Source organism: Hymenobacter monticola, assembly GCF_022811645.1.
In the GTDB taxonomy this organism is placed as follows: Bacteria; Bacteroidota; Bacteroidia; order Cytophagales; family Hymenobacteraceae; genus Hymenobacter; species Hymenobacter monticola.
Map to the genome: position 1 here is coordinate 4,523,534 of NZ_CP094534.1, position 14,942 is coordinate 4,538,475.

Consider the following 14,942-nt stretch of genomic DNA (forward strand, 5'->3'; position numbering starts at 1 on the left):
AGCTTTGTCTTTCCTTAGGATTTCCAGTTGGTTAAGCGTTGACCGCTTTTGACTAACTGCTCATAAAAACACCCACAAAAAAGCAGATGGCCCTTGGCTATTCGCTAAAAGCTTAACACCATGGCATCAACCGCCGACTTCCGCAACGGGCTCGTTCTTAACTACAACAACGAGCTGCACGTCATCACCGAGTTTCAGCACGTGAAGCCCGGCAAGGGCCCCGCCTTTGTGCGCACCAAGATGCGCAACATCAAAACCGGCCGCACCATCGACAACACTTTCAACGCCGGCGTGAAGGTGGAAACGGCCCGCGTGGAGCAGCGCCCGCACCAGTTCCTCTACAAGGACGACTACGGCTACACGTTCATGAACAAGGACGATTTCGAGCAAGTGGTGCTGCCCGAGGAAATGGTGCCCTTTGCCGACCTGATGAAGGAAGGCCAGGACGTGACCATCCTCATGCACGCCGAAACCGAGATGCCCCTCACCGCCGAACTGCCCACCACGGTGGACCTCGTGGTGACGTACACCGAGCCCGGCCTGCGCGGCGACACCGCTACCAACACCCTGAAGCCGGCCACGGTGGAAACCGGCGCCCGCATCCAGGTGCCGCTGTTCATTGACGTGGACACCAAAATCCGCATCAAAACCAGCGACTACAGCTACGTGGAACGCGTGAAGTAATCAAGCGAAAGCTGCTAACCAAGATGTCAAACTCGCCCAAAAAGGAAAAGGACGCTGCCATGAAAGCCAAAGAACTCCAAGAGCTGCTCGATTTTATTGCCAAATCGGGCCTCAACAAGGTCAACATTGAAACCGAGGAATTTAAAATCTCGGTGCAGCGCGAGCCTAACGTGAAGCAGGTGATGAGCGCCGCCCCGGCCCCAGCCGCCGCCCCGGCCCCGGTTCACGCCGCCCCGGCAGCTGCTTCGGCCCCCGCTGCTGCTCCGGCAGCCGCTGCTGCCCCGGCCGAAGCCGCTGGTGGCAACTACAAGCCGCTGAAAGCCCCAATGATTGGCACGTTCTACCGCAGCAGCGGGCCCGACGCGCCGGCCTTCGTGCAGGTGGGCGACATGGTGGAGAAAGGCCAGGTTATCTGCATCATCGAAGCCATGAAGCTTTTCAACGAGATTGAAGCCGAGGAAAGCGGCCGCATCGTGAAGGCCCTGGTGGAGAATGCTACGCCGGTGGAATACGACCAGCCGCTGTTTTTGATTGAGTAGTTAACTGGCACCTTCGTAGGGGCGGGGCTTGTCCCCGCCCGTCGTTGCACGAGGCCGTTTGCACGGCGCGAACGGCGGGCGGGGGCAAGCCCCGCCCCTACTGACCTTTTACCCCATCCCACCCCCATGTTCAAGAAAATACTCATCGCCAACCGGGGCGAAATTGCCCTGCGCATCATCCGCACCTGCAAGGAAATGGGCATCAAAACGGTGGCCGTGTACTCGACTGCCGACAAGGAAAGCCTGCACGTGAAGTTTGCCGATGAGGCCGTGTGCATCGGGCCACCGGCTTCGAAGGACAGCTACCTGAGCATGCCCAACTTGATTGCGGCTTGCGAAATCACCAACGCCGACGCCATTCACCCCGGCTACGGCTTCCTTTCGGAAAACGCGGAATTCTCGCGCATCTGCGCCGAAAACGGCATCAAGTTCATCGGGGCCTCGCCCGAGATGATTAACAAGATGGGCGACAAGGCCACGGCCAAAGACACCATGAAGAAGGCCGGCGTACCCTGCGTGCCCGGCTCCGAAGGCCTGCTGGAAAGCGCCGAGCAAGGCCGCAAAATCGCCGCCAAAATCAAGTACCCGGTGATGCTGAAGGCCACGGCCGGCGGCGGCGGGCGCGGCATGCGCGTCATCAATTCCGACGAGGAATTCCAGAAAGCCTGGGACGACGCCCGCACCGAGTCGAAGGCCGCGTTTGGCAACGACGGGATGTATTTGGAGAAGTTTGTGGAGGAACCCCGCCACATCGAAATCCAGGTGGTGGGCGACCAGTTTGGGCACGTGTGTCACTTGTCGGAGCGCGACTGCTCCATTCAGCGCCGCCACCAGAAGCTGGTGGAAGAATCGCCCTCGCCGTTTATGACCGACGCGCTGCGTGAGAAAATGGGCGCGGCGGCCGTAAAAGGCGCCAGTAGCATCGGCTACGAGGGCGTGGGCACCATCGAGTTTCTGGTGGACAAAAACCGCGACTTCTACTTCATGGAGATGAACACCCGCATTCAGGTAGAGCACCCCGTGACGGAGGAAGTAGTGAGCTACGACCTCATCAAGGAACAAATTAAGGTGGCGGCGGGCATTCCGATTTCGGGCAAGAACTACATCCCGCAGCTCCACGCCATGGAATGCCGCATCAACGCTGAGGACCCCCGCCACAACTTCCGCCCCACCCCGGGCAAGATTACCACCCTGCACATTCCCGGCGGCCACGGCGTGCGCGTCGACACCCACGTGTACGCGGGCTACACCATCCCGCCGAACTACGACTCGATGATTGCCAAGCTCATCACCGTGGCTCAGAGCCGCGAGGAGTGCATTGTGAAAATGAAGCGTGCCCTGAGCGAGTTCGTGGTAGAAGGCGTGAAAACGACCATTCCCTTCCACCTGGCGCTGATGGATGACGAGGATTTCAAGGCCGGGAATTTCACTACGAAATTCCTGGAGACGTTCGATTTCTCGGTGGTGTAAACCTTTGGAATTTAATTTAAGGCAAGGCCCAACCAAATCTGGTTGGGCCTTGTCATTTATTCTACCAGCGTGGCCATGAAAAAGCTCTTTCTGATACTGGCGGCGACTCTTAGCTTCTTCAAAGCTCAGGCAGATTACGACCCTACGCTGCTACCAACACTAATTGATGGCTCCGACCTAATTATTTACGGAGAGATTATTGGTGTTCAAAAGGAAGGCATAATCGTTAATGCCATAGAAATAGTTAAAGGGATTGCTCCAAAAGGCGGGATGATTATCGAAAGGTTTGAGAATTGGACCTGCGCCAGTCGTTTTGCCCCTTACAAAACCGGACAAAAGGAGTTCTTTTTCTTAAAAAAACGGAGGGGCATCGCCAAGTATTTTGCCCTAGGCGCCGCGAATGAAGGCGAAATGCCAGTGGTCAGCCACAAAGTTTATTATAAGTATCAGTATTTAAGCATTGATAAAAACCCACAATTATTTGCGGTGTATGGTGGGGCAGTGCGCGGATATGTTTATGATAAAACCGAATTCATTAATGCCTTAAAATTTTATTTGAGGCATAGTTCAGATATACAGACTAACATTGTCCATAATCAGGCCCGCATTGATACTACACGGAATACTGCTCTCTTGCGAATCTTTGAAGAATTAAAAGCACCCCATTTCTAAGAAAGTCTACTAGCCGATGTTGATTCGCTACTTACGTATTCTGGCAAGCGGCCTCGCCCTTACCGCCTGCTCCGACACCTGCAACGGCAACATTGAAACCACGGTGCTCTTCGCCAAGCCGGGGCCGAATGGCGTGGGTCGCCGCATCTACGTGGACGTGGTAAACAAGCCCGGCCTTGGCACCCAGAAAACGTTGCTCTATGAGGGTAAGGAATTTGGTACGTTTCCGCACGTCGTCATCATTCAGGACCCCAATAGCCGGTTTGCGAAGAATTCGAAAATCTGCTTCACCACCTACCGCACAGAGGCCGCTGCCACCGGTGGCGACTTGACCGAAGAGGGCATTCCCCAGATAACTATCGAAAAATAGTGGGCTTGCTATTCCGTGCAACCCCGCGGCAAGGCCGGGACTCTGACGAAGAGTTCCGGCCTTCCTATTTTGCGCCATGCTGCTTCGCTGCCTGCTATTTTACCTCTGCCTCATCCCCTGCCTGACGCAGGCCCAGGAGGTCTCGACGCCGCGTTCGGTGCGCGACTCGGCTTACGCGGTGCACAACCTATTTCGGGACCGGCGGCATCGCGCCCTGGAGGGCGGCTCGATGGGGCTGGCCGGCCTGGTTGGGGCTGGGATGGCGGCGGCCAACAAGCAGCCGGGGATGGCGGGCGGCCTGGTGCTCATCACCGGGTTTTTCACGGCGCTCGACCTGCGGCAAATGAGCCGCTACAGCGAAAGCCGGGAAACGCTGGTGACCACGCGCTACGAGCAGGGCTGGCCCCTGCCGCCCGACGTGCGGGGGCGGTTAAAGGCCAAATATTTTCACGCGCTAAAATGAGCAGCAACGGTTTTGCCACTACCGAAGTCTTGTCAGCTTTTCTGCTCTGCAATGAAACACTGTTACTTGTTCATCTTAGGGTTCGCCGTTGTCCCTGCCAAAACCATGGCTCAAGTTCCGGCTGTTCCCCGCCAATTGCCTCAGCAACCGGCCGCTTGGAACGCCCAGCCGGCAACCCGCTCCGCGCCGGCCTTGAGCCAGACGGCCTGGCGTTTCGAAACGATGCCCGTAGCAGAATTTGTGGATGAGCAACCGGGGGCCATTCGGTTCCGGCTGGTGGTCAATGCCGCGGGCCAGCTCGATTCGGTGGTCACGGTCAGCAGCAATGTGTCGGCCCGGCAGGAAGCCTTGTGCCGCCAGGCTTTGGGAACGGTTCGGTTCGTCAACAACCAGCCTACTCCAGCCCCGAGCGTGGGCTTCTACACGTTCAAATTCAGCGTGCGCTAGCATCGGCTTCCCCCGCCCGGTAGGCCCATTGCCCGTCTACCAGCGTGCCGAGAATGGCCGTGGGGTCGGCAGTGTAGACGAGGGCAGGCAGTAGGTGCGCGGTGCCGGCCTGGGCCAGCAGGGGCTGCTTCAGGTCGTACACCACGGCGTCGAGGGGCTGGCCCAATGCGAAGTAGTTGGCGGGGGTGCGGCCGGCGGCACGGTGGCCGGCAAAGAAGGTTTTATCAACCAGTACTGAGGCTCCATCGGCGAAGATGTTGCGGCGGCGGTGAATGAGGCGCTGCCCGTAATCGAGCCAGCGCAGGTCTTCCAGCGGGTTGAGGCTGATGTGGCTGTCGGTGCCAATGGACCAGCGGCCGCCTGCTTCGGCGTAGTCGACCAGCGAGAAGATGCCGTCGCCGAGGTTGCCCTCGGTGCCGGGGCAGAGCACCACATGGGCGCCGGACTGAGCTAGGCGGGTGATTTCGGCGGGCGTGAGGTGGGTGCAGTGCACGAGGTGGAACCGCTCATTCAGCGGCAGGTTGTCGACCAGCCACTCCACCGGGCGGGCGCCGAGGTGGGCCTGGCAGCGCTCTACTTCCAGGGTTTGCTCGGCGGCGTGCAGGTGAAAGGGCAGTTCCGCGGGGCCTTGGGCGTGGGTGGCCAGCACGTCGGCTGCTTCCACGGCCCGGAGCGAGTGCACGCCGAAGCCCAGGCTGGCGCGCTCGTAGGCTGCCACGGCCGGGCGACTGGCGTCGAGCAACTTCAAGTAAGCGTCGAGCGTGGGCGAGATGAAGCGGCGCTGCCGGGGCGCGGGCTCACGGCCGAAATCGCCCTTCTGGTAAAACACCGGCACCAGCGTGATTTTGATGCCGGCCGTGCGGGCGGCAGCCACCAGGCGCTCGCCCATCTCGGCCAGGTTGGCGTAGGGGCGGCCGGTGGGGTCGTGGTGCAGGTAGTGAAATTCGACTACCGAGGTGTAGCCGTTGCGCAGCAGATGGCGGTAGAGGGTGGTGGCCACCTGCTCGTTCTGCTCGGGCGAGAAGGTCTCGGCGCAGGCGTACATCGCCTCGCGCCAGCTCCAGAAATCGTCGCGCGTGCCGGGCTCGTGCTGCTCGGCGTGCCCGGCCATGCCGTACTGGAAAGCGTGCGAGTGAGCGTTCTGGAAGCCCGGCAGGGCCGCGCCTTCTACCTTTTCGATGCTGATTTCGGGGCCGATGGGCGGCTCTGCGGCGAGGTATTCGATGAGGCCTTGCGCATTCACGCCCACGTAAGCGGGGCTGAGCCAGCCGTCTTTCAGCAGCAGGGAGGAGAAACGGTAATAAGTCGTCATATCAGGCGAAGCGGGTGGGAAAGGTTTAAGCAGTGAAAAGCGACTGGCCCAGTGTGCTCAGCGTCTGGCGCAGGACGGCGCGAATCTGAGTGGCCCGCTCCGGGCTATAGGCTTGTTCGGTGTCGTCCATGTACACGTCTTTGGCCATTTCCAGCTGCAGCGCGTGCTGCTGCGCCTCGGGCCGCCCAAAATGCCGGGTGATGTAGCCGCCCTTGAAAGGCGTGTTGTGGCTGAGCGAATACGACCCGCTGCCAAGCTGTTCCAACGCCTGCTGAATCAGCGCGGCAGAAGCGGAAGCCTCATCGGCGCTGCCCAGAATCAGGTCCGGGAACGGGCCGTTGTGAATGGCCGGCACCTGGCGGCGGATGGAGTGGCAGTCCCAGAGCAGCACCTGGCCGAAGCGAGCTTTGGTTTCATCGAGCAGCTGTTGAAGGGCTTCATGATAGGGTTCGAAGTAGAGGGCTTTGCGGCGAGCTACTTCGTCGGGCGCCACTACGGTGCGTTCGTCTTGGTAAATGGGTTCGCCCAGGAAGGTGGTGCTAGTGCACAGGCCGGTGAGCACGCGGCCGTCGTGGTAAAGGGGACTGCTGTCGGGGTTGCGGTTCAAGTCGACCACCCAGCGGCTATAATTAGCTTTAAGTATGGGCAGCCCCAGCTCGGTGGCAAAATCGTAGAGCCGGTGCACGAACCAGTCGGTATCGTCGGGGGGCAGCAGGCTTGGCCTGAGCTCGGCTTGGATGTCGTCGGGAAAGGCAGTGCCGGCGTGGGGTACGCTGATGACGATGGGAAGAAGTGGGGCGGCGGGGCGGGTAAGGTCAAAAAGCTGCATGGCGGGCGGGATTGGCGCTGCGAAAGTAGCCCCGGTTTCGCTCGATTCAGGCGGCCGTGGTCCGGATTTCGCACTGGTAGAGCAGTCCGACATCCGGCATGAAAATGGCCGCGGCGAGATTTTTCCAGTGGACGGCTTCGACACGCCCGAGGCCATGGCGGGCGGTACCAAGAGCCACAACCGTTTGATTCAGAACTGCGCCTCCGCCCTGCGAACCGGCCTTGCAGGAAGCGACTGCGAGGTATTCGCCAAAAACGTGAAGCTGGCACTGGCGGATGCCAACTATTTTAATTACCCCGACGTGGTGGTGAGCTGCGACCCCGCCGATGACGCCCCACGCACGGTACACACCCCGACGCTGGTCATTGAAGTGCTACCGAAAAGCACCGAAGCCCGCGACAGTAATTGAGCCATTCTTACTCAAAAAACGCCCCTGCCGGACATTCCGGCGGGGGCGTTCGGCTTTTGGGCTACCTTTGCGGCACCAAACTCCCACCCCACCCCCAATTACTCCCAAAACTCCTCCTTACCTATGGCACGAGTGGAAATGACGATGCCCAAAATGGGCGAATCCATTATGGAAGGCACCGTCCTGAAATGGCTCAAGCAAGTCGGCGACACGATTGAACAAGACGAATCAGTGCTGGAAGTGGCCACCGACAAAGTGGATACCGAAGTGCCCGCCATCTACGCCGGCGTATTGCAGGAAATACTGGTGCAGGAAGGCCAGGTAGTGGCCGTGGGCGCCCCCATCGCCGTGGTCGAAACCGAGGCAGCCAACGCGGGTGCTTCGGCCCCGGCCAGCGCCCCCGCCGCTGCCAGCAACGGCAGCGCTCCCGACGCCGGCGTGGCCGAAGTGCCTTATTTGCCCAGCAACGATGCTGCCCCGGTTACCCAACCGGCCTTGAATGGCGCCGAGCACCAGCCCGGGCGCTTCCTCTCGCCGCTCGTGCTCAGCATTGCCCGCGAAGAAGGCGTGAGCATGGCCGACCTCGAATACCTGCCCGGCACCGGCAAGGAAAACCGCGTGACCAAGAAGGACATTCTGGATTACGTGTCTGCCGGCAAGCCCGCCCTCGGTCCGAAAGCGGCCACTGCGGCGGCTCCCGCCACGGCGGCCCCGGTCGCTCAGCCGCAAGCGGCCGCGCCTCAGCCAGCACCTGCCGCGGCACCAGCGCCCGCGTCGCAAGCCGCTGCCAGCAAGCCCGCCCCGAGCGTGAGCGGTGGCCAGGAGCTCATCGAGATGGACCGCATGCGCAAGATGATTGCTCAGCGCATGGTGGACTCGAAGCGCATTTCGCCCCACGTCACCAGCTTCGTGGAAGCCGACGTGACCGACATCGTGAACTGGCGCAACAAGCACAAGGATGCCTACAAGAAGCGCGAGGGCGAAAACCTCACCTTCACGCCCATTTTCATCCAGGCCGTGGCTCGCGCCATTCAGGATTTCCCGAACATCAACGTGTCGGTGGATGGCGACTACATCATCAAGAAGCGCGACATCAACATCGGCGTGGCCGTGGCCCTGCCCTCGGGCAACCTGATTGTGCCCGTCATTCACAACGCCGACCAGCTCAACCTCAATGGCCTCACCAAGAAGGTGAACGACCTCGCGGGCCGCGCCCGCATCAACAAGCTCACCCCCGCCGACCTCGAAGGTGGCACCTACACGCTGAGCAACGTGGGCTCGTTCGGCAACGTGATGGGCACGCCCATCATCATGCAACCGCAGGTGGCCATCATGGCCGTGGGCGCCATTAAGAAGAAGCCCGCTGTGATTGAAACGCCGCAGGGCGACCTCATCGGCATCCGCCACTTCATGTTCCTGAGCCACAGCTACGACCACCGTGTGGTGGACGGCTCGCTCGGCGGTATGTTCGTGCGCCGCGTGGCCGACTACCTGGAGCAGTTCGACCCGAATACGGCGATTTAAGCGCTGTTCAGTTGAACGTCATGCAGAGCGCAGCGAAGCATCTTGCGTGCAAGAGTAAATAATTACTTCTGCACGCAAGATGCTTCGCTGCGCTCTGCATGACGTTCTATTTTATCCCCTTTTGTTTCACATGAAAAATCTCCTCTTCATCGGGGCGCTGGTGCTGGCGCTGGGCCTCATCGGCTATTTGTACCAGCAGCTCACCGCCACCGAAAAAGCCCTGCAACAAGCCGAGCAACGCTTCACCGATTGCCAGAAAGTGACTTTTCAGCTTCAGAATCAGTTGGCGCCGCTGCAGAAAAAGCAGCCCGGTGGCATTCCGGAATAGCATCAAGACAACGCATCAAAAAAGCCGCTCCCAGATTTAGAGAGCGGCTTTTTTGATGCGTTGTCTTGAAACTACATTCCTTTCAAAGCCTGCTCCAGTGCGGCAATTTTCGTTTCGGCGTCGGCCAGCTTTTGACGCTCTTTCTCCAGCACTTCGGGCTTAGCGTTCTGGGCGAACTTCTCGTTGCCGAGCTTCTTCAGCACCGAGTCGCGGAAGCCTTGAGCGTATTCCAGGTCTTTTTCGAGGCGGGCGCGCTCGGCGGCCACGTCGATGTGGCCTTCGAGCGGGATGAAGAACTCGCTGCCGCCCAGCACGAAGCTCACCGAAGCGGCGGGGCCGGCATCGGCAAAGCTTACATCCGCGATGCTGCCCAGCTTGCGGATGATGCCGTCGTAGTCGGTCAGCAGCTGCGGCTCGTCGGTTTTGGCTACCAACGTCAGCGGCTTGTTGGGGCCGAGGTTTTTCTGGTTGCGCACGGCGCGGATGCCGGCCACAATGGCCAGCGCCTTGTCCATGTTGGCCAGAGTTTCGGCGCTGTTGGCCGGGGCGGTGGCGCGGGGCCAGGCGGCCACGGTCACGTACTCGCGGGGGCCGCGCTCGGCGAGCTCGTGCCACAGCTCTTCGGTGATGAAGGGCATGAATGGATGCAGCAGCTTGAGCAGTGTTTCGAGAAAGCCGACGGTGTGGCGCAACGTCTCGGCGTCGATGGGGTGCTGGTAGGCGGGCTTCACCATTTCGAGGTACTGCGCGCAGAAGTCGTCCCAGGTCAGCTTGTAGATGGTCATCAGCGCATCCGACATCCGGAACTTCTCGAAATGGTCGTCCATTTCCACGATGGCAGCCTGCAGCTTGGCATTAAACCAAGTCACGGCGGTAGAATTCACGAAGGGCAGCGACGCGTCTGGCTCCCAGCCTTTCACCAGGCGGAAGGCGTTCCAGAGCTTGTTGGAGAAGTTGCGGCCCTGCTCCACCAGCTTCACGTCGTAGAGCAGGTCGTTGCCGGCCGGGGCCGAGAACAGCATGCCGGTGCGCACGCCGTCGGCGCCGTACTGGGCAATGAGGTCGAGCGGGTCGGGCGAGTTGCCGAGCTGCTTGCTCATCTTGCGGCCCTGCGAGTCGCGCACGATGCCGGTGAGGTACACGTTTTTGAACGGCACCTCCTGGCGGTATTCCAGGCCGGCCATAATCATGCGGGCCACCCAGAAAAACAGGATATCCGGCCCCGTCACCAGGTCGTTGGTGGGGTAGAAATAGTTGATGTCGGCGTTGTCCGGGTCCTTGAAGCCGTCGAACACCGAAATGGGCCACAGCCACGACGAAAACCAGGTATCGAGCACGTCCTCGTCCTGGCGCAGGTCGCTGGCTTGCAGGTCGGCGTTGCCACTCTGCGCACGGGCTTTTTCCAACGCACTCTCGGCGGTGAGGGCCACCACGAAAGTGCCGTCGGGCAGGTAGTAGGCCGGAATCTGCTGGCCCCACCAGAGCTGGCGCGAGATGCACCAATCCCGCACGTTTTCCATCCACACCCGGTAGGTGTTCTTGAACTTGGCCGGGTGCAGCTTCACGGTGTCGTTTTCCACCACTTCCAGCGCCGGCTTGGCCATGTGCTCCATTTTCAGGAACCACTGCATCGAGAGCTTGGGCTCAATAACGGCCTTGGTGCGCTCCGACGTCTGCACGATGCTGGCGTACTCCTCCACTTTCTGGAGCAGGCCGGCCTCCTGCAAGTCCTTGGCAATCTGCTTGCGCACGGCAAATCGGTCCTGCCCCACGTAGAGCACGGCCTTCTCGTTCAGGGTGCCGTTGTCGGCCAGAATGTCGATAACCGGCAGGTTGTGCTTCACGCCGAGCTCGTAGTCGTTTAGGTCGTGGGCCGGCGTCACTTTCAGCGCCCCCGTGCCGAAATCCATCGACACATACTCGTCGAAAATCACCGGAATTTCGCGGCCCAGCAGCGGAATCCGCACCTTGGCACCGGCCAGGTGGGTAAAGCGCGGGTCGTTGGGGTTCACGGCCACGGCCACGTCGGCCATGATGGTTTCGGGCCGCGAGGTGGCCACAGTCAGAAACTGGCCCTCCTGCCCTACGATGGCGTAGTTCAGGTAGTACATCTTAGCCTGCACATCCTTGGCAATCACCTCCTCGTCGGAGATGGCCGTGCGGCCTTCGGGGTCCCAGTTCACCATGCGGATGCCGCGGTAAATCAGGCCCTTGTTATACAAATCAACGAACACGCGGAGCACGGCCTCGGTCAACTCCGGCTCCATGGTGAAGCGGGTGCGGTCCCAGTCGCAGGAAGCACCCAGCTGCTTGAGCTGCTCCAGGATGATGCCGCCGTACTTGTCTTTCCAGGCAAAGGCGTGGTCAAGAAATTGCTCGCGGGTGAGGTCCGTCTTGCTGATGCCCTGCTCCTTGAGCAAGGCCACTACCTTGGCCTCGGTGGCAATGCTGGCGTGGTCGGTGCCGGGCACCCAGCAGGCCTCCTTGCCCTGCATACGGGCGCGGCGCACCAGCACGTCCTGAATGGTGTTGTTGAGCATGTGCCCCATGTGGAGCACGCCCGTCACGTTGGGCGGCGGGATGACTACGGTGTAGGGCGTCTTTTTGGGGTTGGCTTTGGCCTTGAAGAAGCCTTGCTCCTGCCAGCGCTGGTACCATTTGGCTTCAACGTCGGTGGGCGAATAGGTGGTGGCGAGGGACATGGGAAAATGTAAGAAGCAGAAAGGGCAAAAATAGGCACTGGAAAAGCAGGCGAAAGCAACGCCCTTCCACTACCCTTTGGAAGTCCGACCTGGAACCGCCATTTTCGGACTTCACAAAAAATTCATGGTGCCGCCCTCTGTGTCAATACCCTATCTGCCTTCAATGTTGACTATGTGGTGAAATGCCTTGCCAAAACGCGGGTATACTCAGCCGAAACGGGCTATTATTGCTTTTAATGGCTCTTTAATTTGAGGCATGCCTTCGGCGTTTACCTTTGATTGGCGACCATGAAAAGGCTTCGGAGTTTAATCTCCGGGTTGTAACTTACTTCATATTTCGTCCGCTTTTTCTCCTTTTAAGTTAATGGCCGCGCTTTTCTCGTTTCGCAAATCGGTTCCCGCCGCAGCAGCTCCGCCCCAGGAGGTGCCGGCCCCGCTGGGCACTATTCGCGTGGGCATGGGGCAGCTGCTGGTGGAGGGAGGCGAGCCCGCCCGCAACCTGGCCCGCGCTGTGGAGCAAATTGCCCAGGCCGCCGCGCAAAAGTGCGACTTGGTGCTACTGCCCGAAACCCTCGACTTTGCCTGGACGCACCCCAGCGCCCTCTACGAAGCCCAGCCCATTCCGGGCCCCTTCAGCGACATGCTGTGCCAAGCCGCAGCCAAGCACCGCCTCTACGTGTGCGCCGGCCTCACCGAGCGCGCCGCCGACGGCCGCAACTACAACGCCGCCATCCTCATCGACCCACAGGGCGAAATTGTTGTCAAATACCACAAAATCAATCTTCTGTCCGTAGAGCAACCTTTCTACGCTGTGGGCCAGACGTTGAACGTGGTGGACACGCCCCTGGGCAAAATTGGCGTGAACGTGTGCGCCGACAACTACCTCGACGGGCTGCCCATCGGCCACACCCTGGCCCGCATGGGCGCCGAGTTTATCATCGCGCCAGCCTCGTGGACGGTGGATTACTCCATCACGGAGGAAAACGACCCCTACCAGGAAAAATGGGTGAAACCCTTTTCCATCCTGGCCAAGCTCTACAACGTGGTGGTGGTCAGCACCACCTCGGTGGGCTACATCGTGGGCGGGCCCTACGAGGGCAAGAAAAGCGTGGGCTGTTCGCTGGCCGTCGATGCGCACGGGGTGCAGGCCCAGGGCACCTTCAATGAGTTTGCCGGCGAGCTGGTGGTGGCCGACCTCCACCGCCCCCACCGCCCCGAACGCGGCACCGACATCGGCCTGATGCTGCAGCGCAAGGGCTACCGTTTCGACCAGTTGCCTTAGTTTTTGCGTATCAGCCCCGCCTGCCGTTTTATCGCTCTTCCTCCTGTTTCTATCGCACCTCCCCGCGCTTCCCTTTTGCTTTTAGCGGATGCTACCCACCCACCTTCCGTAGCTCCCACCTTTAGCCTCCTTCCCTTTGCTTACACAAGTACATCCTGCCGAAGACCCCGTTTTGGCCTCGCAACCGCATGACCACCAACGGTGCACGCGCTGCGTGATGGATACCACCGTGCCCGGCATCACCTTCAACGAAGCGGGAACCTGTTCGTTCTGCGACGTGCACGACCGCATGGAGCAGGCCTTCCCGACGGGTGAGGCCGGCCTGAAAACCGTACATCGGCTGGCCGACGAGATGCGCCGTGCCGGCCGCGGCCGGCGCTACGATTGCGTGCTGGGCGTAAGCGGTGGCCGCGACAGCTCCTACACCCTGTGGTACTGCGTCACGCAGCTCAAGCTGCGCCCGCTGGCCGTGCACTTCAACGACGGCTTTGGCAACCCCGTGGCCGGCGAAAACATGGTGCGCGCCTGCCAGCGCCTGGGTGTGGAGCTGCGCACCATCACCTCGGACTGGCGCGAGTCGAAAGACCTGAAAATTGCGTTCCTGAAGGCCTCCGTGCCCGACATGGAGGAAGGTACCGACCTGGGCATCGCCACGGCCCTCTACGGCGTGGCGGCCAAGGAAGGCGTGCAGCACTTGGTTATCGGCCAGTCGTTTCGCACCGAAGGCATTGCGCCGCTGAGCTGGAATTTTCTGGACGGCCGCTACCTGCGCGCCGTGCACAAGCAGTTCGGCACCGTGCCCCTGCGCCCTTGGAAGCCGGCCGACCCGGGCTTTAATCTGGGCGTGAAGGAAATGTTTTACTACGCCTTCCTGCGCCGCATTAAAACCGTGACGCTGCTCTACCACCTCGACTACGTGCGCACGGAGGTGGACGAGCTGCTGGTGCGCGAGCTGGCCTGGAAAAGCCCCGGCGCCCACTACGCCGACGACCTCTACCAAAGCCTCATCTACTACCTCAACCGCGTCAAGTTCAACATCGACCGGCGGCTGTTCAACTACTCGGCGCTGGTGCGCTCTGGGCAAATGAGCCGCGAAGTGGCCCTGGACCGCATCTCGCGCATCAATTCCATTGAGGATGAAACGGTTATATCTTTGTGCATCAAGCGCTTGGGGCTTAGCCGAGCTGAATTTGACCAGATTGTGGCGGCGCCGCCGAAGACCTTTCACGACTACCCGAACAGCTACGCCCTGCTTCGCTTGTTCCGTTGGCCCATCAAGCTGATGAGCCGGCTCAACCTGATTCCGGAATCGGCCTACGACAAGTATTTCAACTGCGGAACCTAAGGGCGGCAAGGAGCTGAGCTACCGAAAACAAAAGCGCAAAAAGGGCCCTGAGCTAGGCTTCAGGTTAGATTTTTGCAGCAAAATTGTGGCTTGACGTCAACCGAAAAAGTGCGGCTGACGTATCTTCGCCGCCACTGTTTCGGCACCATTTCTCACCTCACCCTCTTCCCGCCCCGGCCATGATAGATGACGACGACCTGGACGACGACTTGCTCGACGACGACGATACCCTGGACTCCTATGCCAAAAAAGGCGGCGCCGCTGCCCTTGGCAACACCGAAGACCGCCTCTCGGCCAAATATGCCGACTACCTGATGTGGACCGACACGGGCTCCTCGCACGACGAAGCCCTGGATTTGGCCAACATGACGGAAGAGGAATTTGTTGAAGCCGAACGGGCCGAAAACTCCGACCGCGGCGGCTTCACCAGCCTCGACGATGACGATGATGACGATTTTGGCGACGAAGATGACGAGGACGAAGGCTACAGCAGCGGCCGTGGCGGCCGGCGCAGCAGCTTCGAAGACGACGACTACTAGACCCTTGGTGCTCGGTGTCAGGTATTG

16 protein-coding genes are annotated in these 14,942 nt (G+C 60.3%); 13 read left to right on the plus strand and 3 right to left on the minus strand.

The window, feature by feature from the left end; translation table 11 throughout:
- Positions 1 to 120: 120 nt before the first annotated feature.
- The 7 genes from efp (at position 121) to MTP16_RS18865 (ending at position 4,645) form a co-directional block, all read left to right on the plus strand.
- Positions 121 to 684 carry an elongation factor P gene (efp, locus tag MTP16_RS18835; protein ID WP_243512832.1) on the plus strand — a complete coding sequence of 188 codons (564 nt, stop codon included), beginning with the start codon at positions 121 to 123 and terminating at the stop codon, positions 682 to 684.
- 59 nt (positions 685 to 743) lie between these two features.
- The gene (gene accB, locus MTP16_RS18840; RefSeq protein ID WP_243520090.1) at positions 744 to 1,223 is read left to right on the plus strand and encodes an acetyl-CoA carboxylase biotin carboxyl carrier protein; all 480 of its coding nucleotides are present in this window, start codon (positions 744 to 746) and stop codon (positions 1,221 to 1,223) included.
- Between the two features lie 126 nt (positions 1,224 to 1,349).
- A complete protein-coding gene (gene accC / locus MTP16_RS18845; RefSeq protein WP_243512834.1) occupies positions 1,350 to 2,693 on the plus strand; it encodes an acetyl-CoA carboxylase biotin carboxylase subunit in 1,344 nt (447 codons plus the stop codon).
- A 75-nt stretch (positions 2,694 to 2,768) separates the two neighbouring features.
- Positions 2,769 to 3,365, plus strand: a complete 597-nt coding sequence (locus tag MTP16_RS18850) for a hypothetical protein (protein ID WP_243512836.1) — start codon at positions 2,769 to 2,771, stop codon at positions 3,363 to 3,365.
- A gap of 16 nt (positions 3,366 to 3,381) precedes the next feature.
- A complete protein-coding gene (locus MTP16_RS18855; protein WP_243512838.1) occupies positions 3,382 to 3,735 on the plus strand; it encodes a hypothetical protein in 354 nt (117 codons plus the stop codon).
- Positions 3,736 to 3,811: 76 nt separating this feature from the next.
- Entirely contained in the window at positions 3,812 to 4,198 is a 387-nt protein-coding gene (locus tag MTP16_RS18860) for a hypothetical protein (RefSeq protein WP_243512839.1), read from the plus strand.
- Between the two features lie 105 nt (positions 4,199 to 4,303).
- A complete protein-coding gene (locus tag MTP16_RS18865; protein ID WP_243512840.1) occupies positions 4,304 to 4,645 on the plus strand; it encodes a hypothetical protein in 342 nt (113 codons plus the stop codon).
- Here MTP16_RS18865 and hutF read toward each other — a convergent pair.
- Together hutF and MTP16_RS18875 are read right to left on the minus strand one after the other, a co-directional pair.
- Positions 4,632 to 5,957, minus strand: coding sequence for a formimidoylglutamate deiminase (gene hutF, locus MTP16_RS18870; protein WP_243512841.1), 1,326 nt, complete (start codon positions 5,955 to 5,957; stop codon positions 4,632 to 4,634). The genes MTP16_RS18865 and hutF overlap by 14 nt on opposite strands.
- A 25-nt stretch (positions 5,958 to 5,982) precedes the next feature.
- Complete coding sequence (locus MTP16_RS18875) at positions 5,983 to 6,786, minus strand: N-formylglutamate amidohydrolase (RefSeq protein ID WP_243512842.1); 804 nt, start codon at positions 6,784 to 6,786, stop codon at positions 5,983 to 5,985.
- Between MTP16_RS18875 and MTP16_RS18880 the strand changes: the two genes are divergently transcribed.
- The 3 genes from MTP16_RS18880 to MTP16_RS18890 all read left to right on the plus strand — a co-directional run bounded on the left by MTP16_RS18880 (position 6,785) and on the right by MTP16_RS18890 (position 9,047).
- A complete protein-coding gene (locus MTP16_RS18880; protein WP_243512843.1) occupies positions 6,785 to 7,195 on the plus strand; it encodes a Uma2 family endonuclease in 411 nt (136 codons plus the stop codon). The two genes, MTP16_RS18875 and MTP16_RS18880, sit on opposite strands and share 2 nt — an antisense overlap.
- A gap of 123 nt (positions 7,196 to 7,318) precedes the next feature.
- Positions 7,319 to 8,719: a dihydrolipoamide acetyltransferase family protein gene (locus MTP16_RS18885; protein WP_243512844.1), complete on the plus strand. Its 1,401-nt coding sequence runs from the start codon at positions 7,319 to 7,321 to the stop codon at positions 8,717 to 8,719.
- A gap of 130 nt (positions 8,720 to 8,849) precedes the next feature.
- Positions 8,850 to 9,047, plus strand: a complete 198-nt coding sequence (locus MTP16_RS18890) for a hypothetical protein (RefSeq protein WP_243512845.1) — start codon at positions 8,850 to 8,852, stop codon at positions 9,045 to 9,047.
- A gap of 71 nt (positions 9,048 to 9,118) precedes the next feature.
- On the opposite strand, the gene MTP16_RS18895 is transcribed toward MTP16_RS18890, so the two are convergent.
- The gene (locus MTP16_RS18895) at positions 9,119 to 11,749 is read right to left on the minus strand and encodes a valine--tRNA ligase (RefSeq protein ID WP_243512847.1); all 2,631 of its coding nucleotides are present in this window, start codon (positions 11,747 to 11,749) and stop codon (positions 9,119 to 9,121) included.
- 364 nt (positions 11,750 to 12,113) lie between these two features.
- On the opposite strand from MTP16_RS18895, the gene MTP16_RS18900 reads away from it, so the two are divergent.
- The 3 genes from MTP16_RS18900 (at position 12,114) to MTP16_RS18910 (ending at position 14,915) form a co-directional block, all read left to right on the plus strand.
- Positions 12,114 to 13,031 (plus strand): carbon-nitrogen hydrolase family protein, encoded by a 918-nt coding sequence (locus MTP16_RS18900; RefSeq protein WP_243512848.1) that lies wholly within the window; start codon positions 12,114 to 12,116, stop codon positions 13,029 to 13,031.
- Between the two features lie 136 nt (positions 13,032 to 13,167).
- Positions 13,168 to 14,376, plus strand: a complete 1,209-nt coding sequence (locus MTP16_RS18905; RefSeq protein WP_243512849.1) for an adenine nucleotide alpha hydrolase family protein — start codon at positions 13,168 to 13,170, stop codon at positions 14,374 to 14,376.
- A 179-nt stretch (positions 14,377 to 14,555) separates the two neighbouring features.
- Positions 14,556 to 14,915, plus strand: a complete 360-nt coding sequence (locus MTP16_RS18910) for a hypothetical protein (protein ID WP_243512850.1) — start codon at positions 14,556 to 14,558, stop codon at positions 14,913 to 14,915.
- The last annotated feature ends 27 nt before the right edge of the window (positions 14,916 to 14,942 follow it).

What these genes read in the sequence shown, in the direction of transcription:
- MTP16_RS18890 (WP_243512845.1), top strand. Translation starts at nt 8,850, where the DNA reads ATGAAAAATCTCCTCTTCATCGGGGCGCTGGTGCTGGCGCTGGGCCTC.
- MTP16_RS18860 (WP_243512839.1), top strand. Translation starts at nt 3,812, where the DNA reads ATGCTGCTTCGCTGCCTGCTATTTTACCTCTGCCTCATCCCCTGCCTG.
- MTP16_RS18865 (WP_243512840.1), top strand. Translation starts at nt 4,304, where the DNA reads ATGGCTCAAGTTCCGGCTGTTCCCCGCCAATTGCCTCAGCAACCGGCC.
- MTP16_RS18855 (WP_243512838.1), top strand. Translation starts at nt 3,382, where the DNA reads ATGTTGATTCGCTACTTACGTATTCTGGCAAGCGGCCTCGCCCTTACC.
- MTP16_RS18895 (WP_243512847.1), bottom strand. Translation starts at nt 11,749, where the DNA reads ATGTCCCTCGCCACCACCTATTCGCCCACCGACGTTGAAGCCAAATGG.
- MTP16_RS18900 (WP_243512848.1), top strand. Translation starts at nt 12,114, where the DNA reads ATGGCCGCGCTTTTCTCGTTTCGCAAATCGGTTCCCGCCGCAGCAGCT.
- hutF (WP_243512841.1), bottom strand. Translation starts at nt 5,957, where the DNA reads ATGACGACTTATTACCGTTTCTCCTCCCTGCTGCTGAAAGACGGCTGG.
- accB (WP_243520090.1), top strand. Translation starts at nt 744, where the DNA reads ATGAAAGCCAAAGAACTCCAAGAGCTGCTCGATTTTATTGCCAAATCG.
- MTP16_RS18880 (WP_243512843.1), top strand. Translation starts at nt 6,785, where the DNA reads ATGGCGGGCGGGATTGGCGCTGCGAAAGTAGCCCCGGTTTCGCTCGAT.
- MTP16_RS18850 (WP_243512836.1), top strand. Translation starts at nt 2,769, where the DNA reads ATGAAAAAGCTCTTTCTGATACTGGCGGCGACTCTTAGCTTCTTCAAA.
- accC (WP_243512834.1), top strand. Translation starts at nt 1,350, where the DNA reads ATGTTCAAGAAAATACTCATCGCCAACCGGGGCGAAATTGCCCTGCGC.
- MTP16_RS18910 (WP_243512850.1), top strand. Translation starts at nt 14,556, where the DNA reads ATGATAGATGACGACGACCTGGACGACGACTTGCTCGACGACGACGAT.
- MTP16_RS18875 (WP_243512842.1), bottom strand. Translation starts at nt 6,786, where the DNA reads ATGCAGCTTTTTGACCTTACCCGCCCCGCCGCCCCACTTCTTCCCATC.
- MTP16_RS18885 (WP_243512844.1), top strand. Translation starts at nt 7,319, where the DNA reads ATGGCACGAGTGGAAATGACGATGCCCAAAATGGGCGAATCCATTATG.
- efp (WP_243512832.1), top strand. Translation starts at nt 121, where the DNA reads ATGGCATCAACCGCCGACTTCCGCAACGGGCTCGTTCTTAACTACAAC.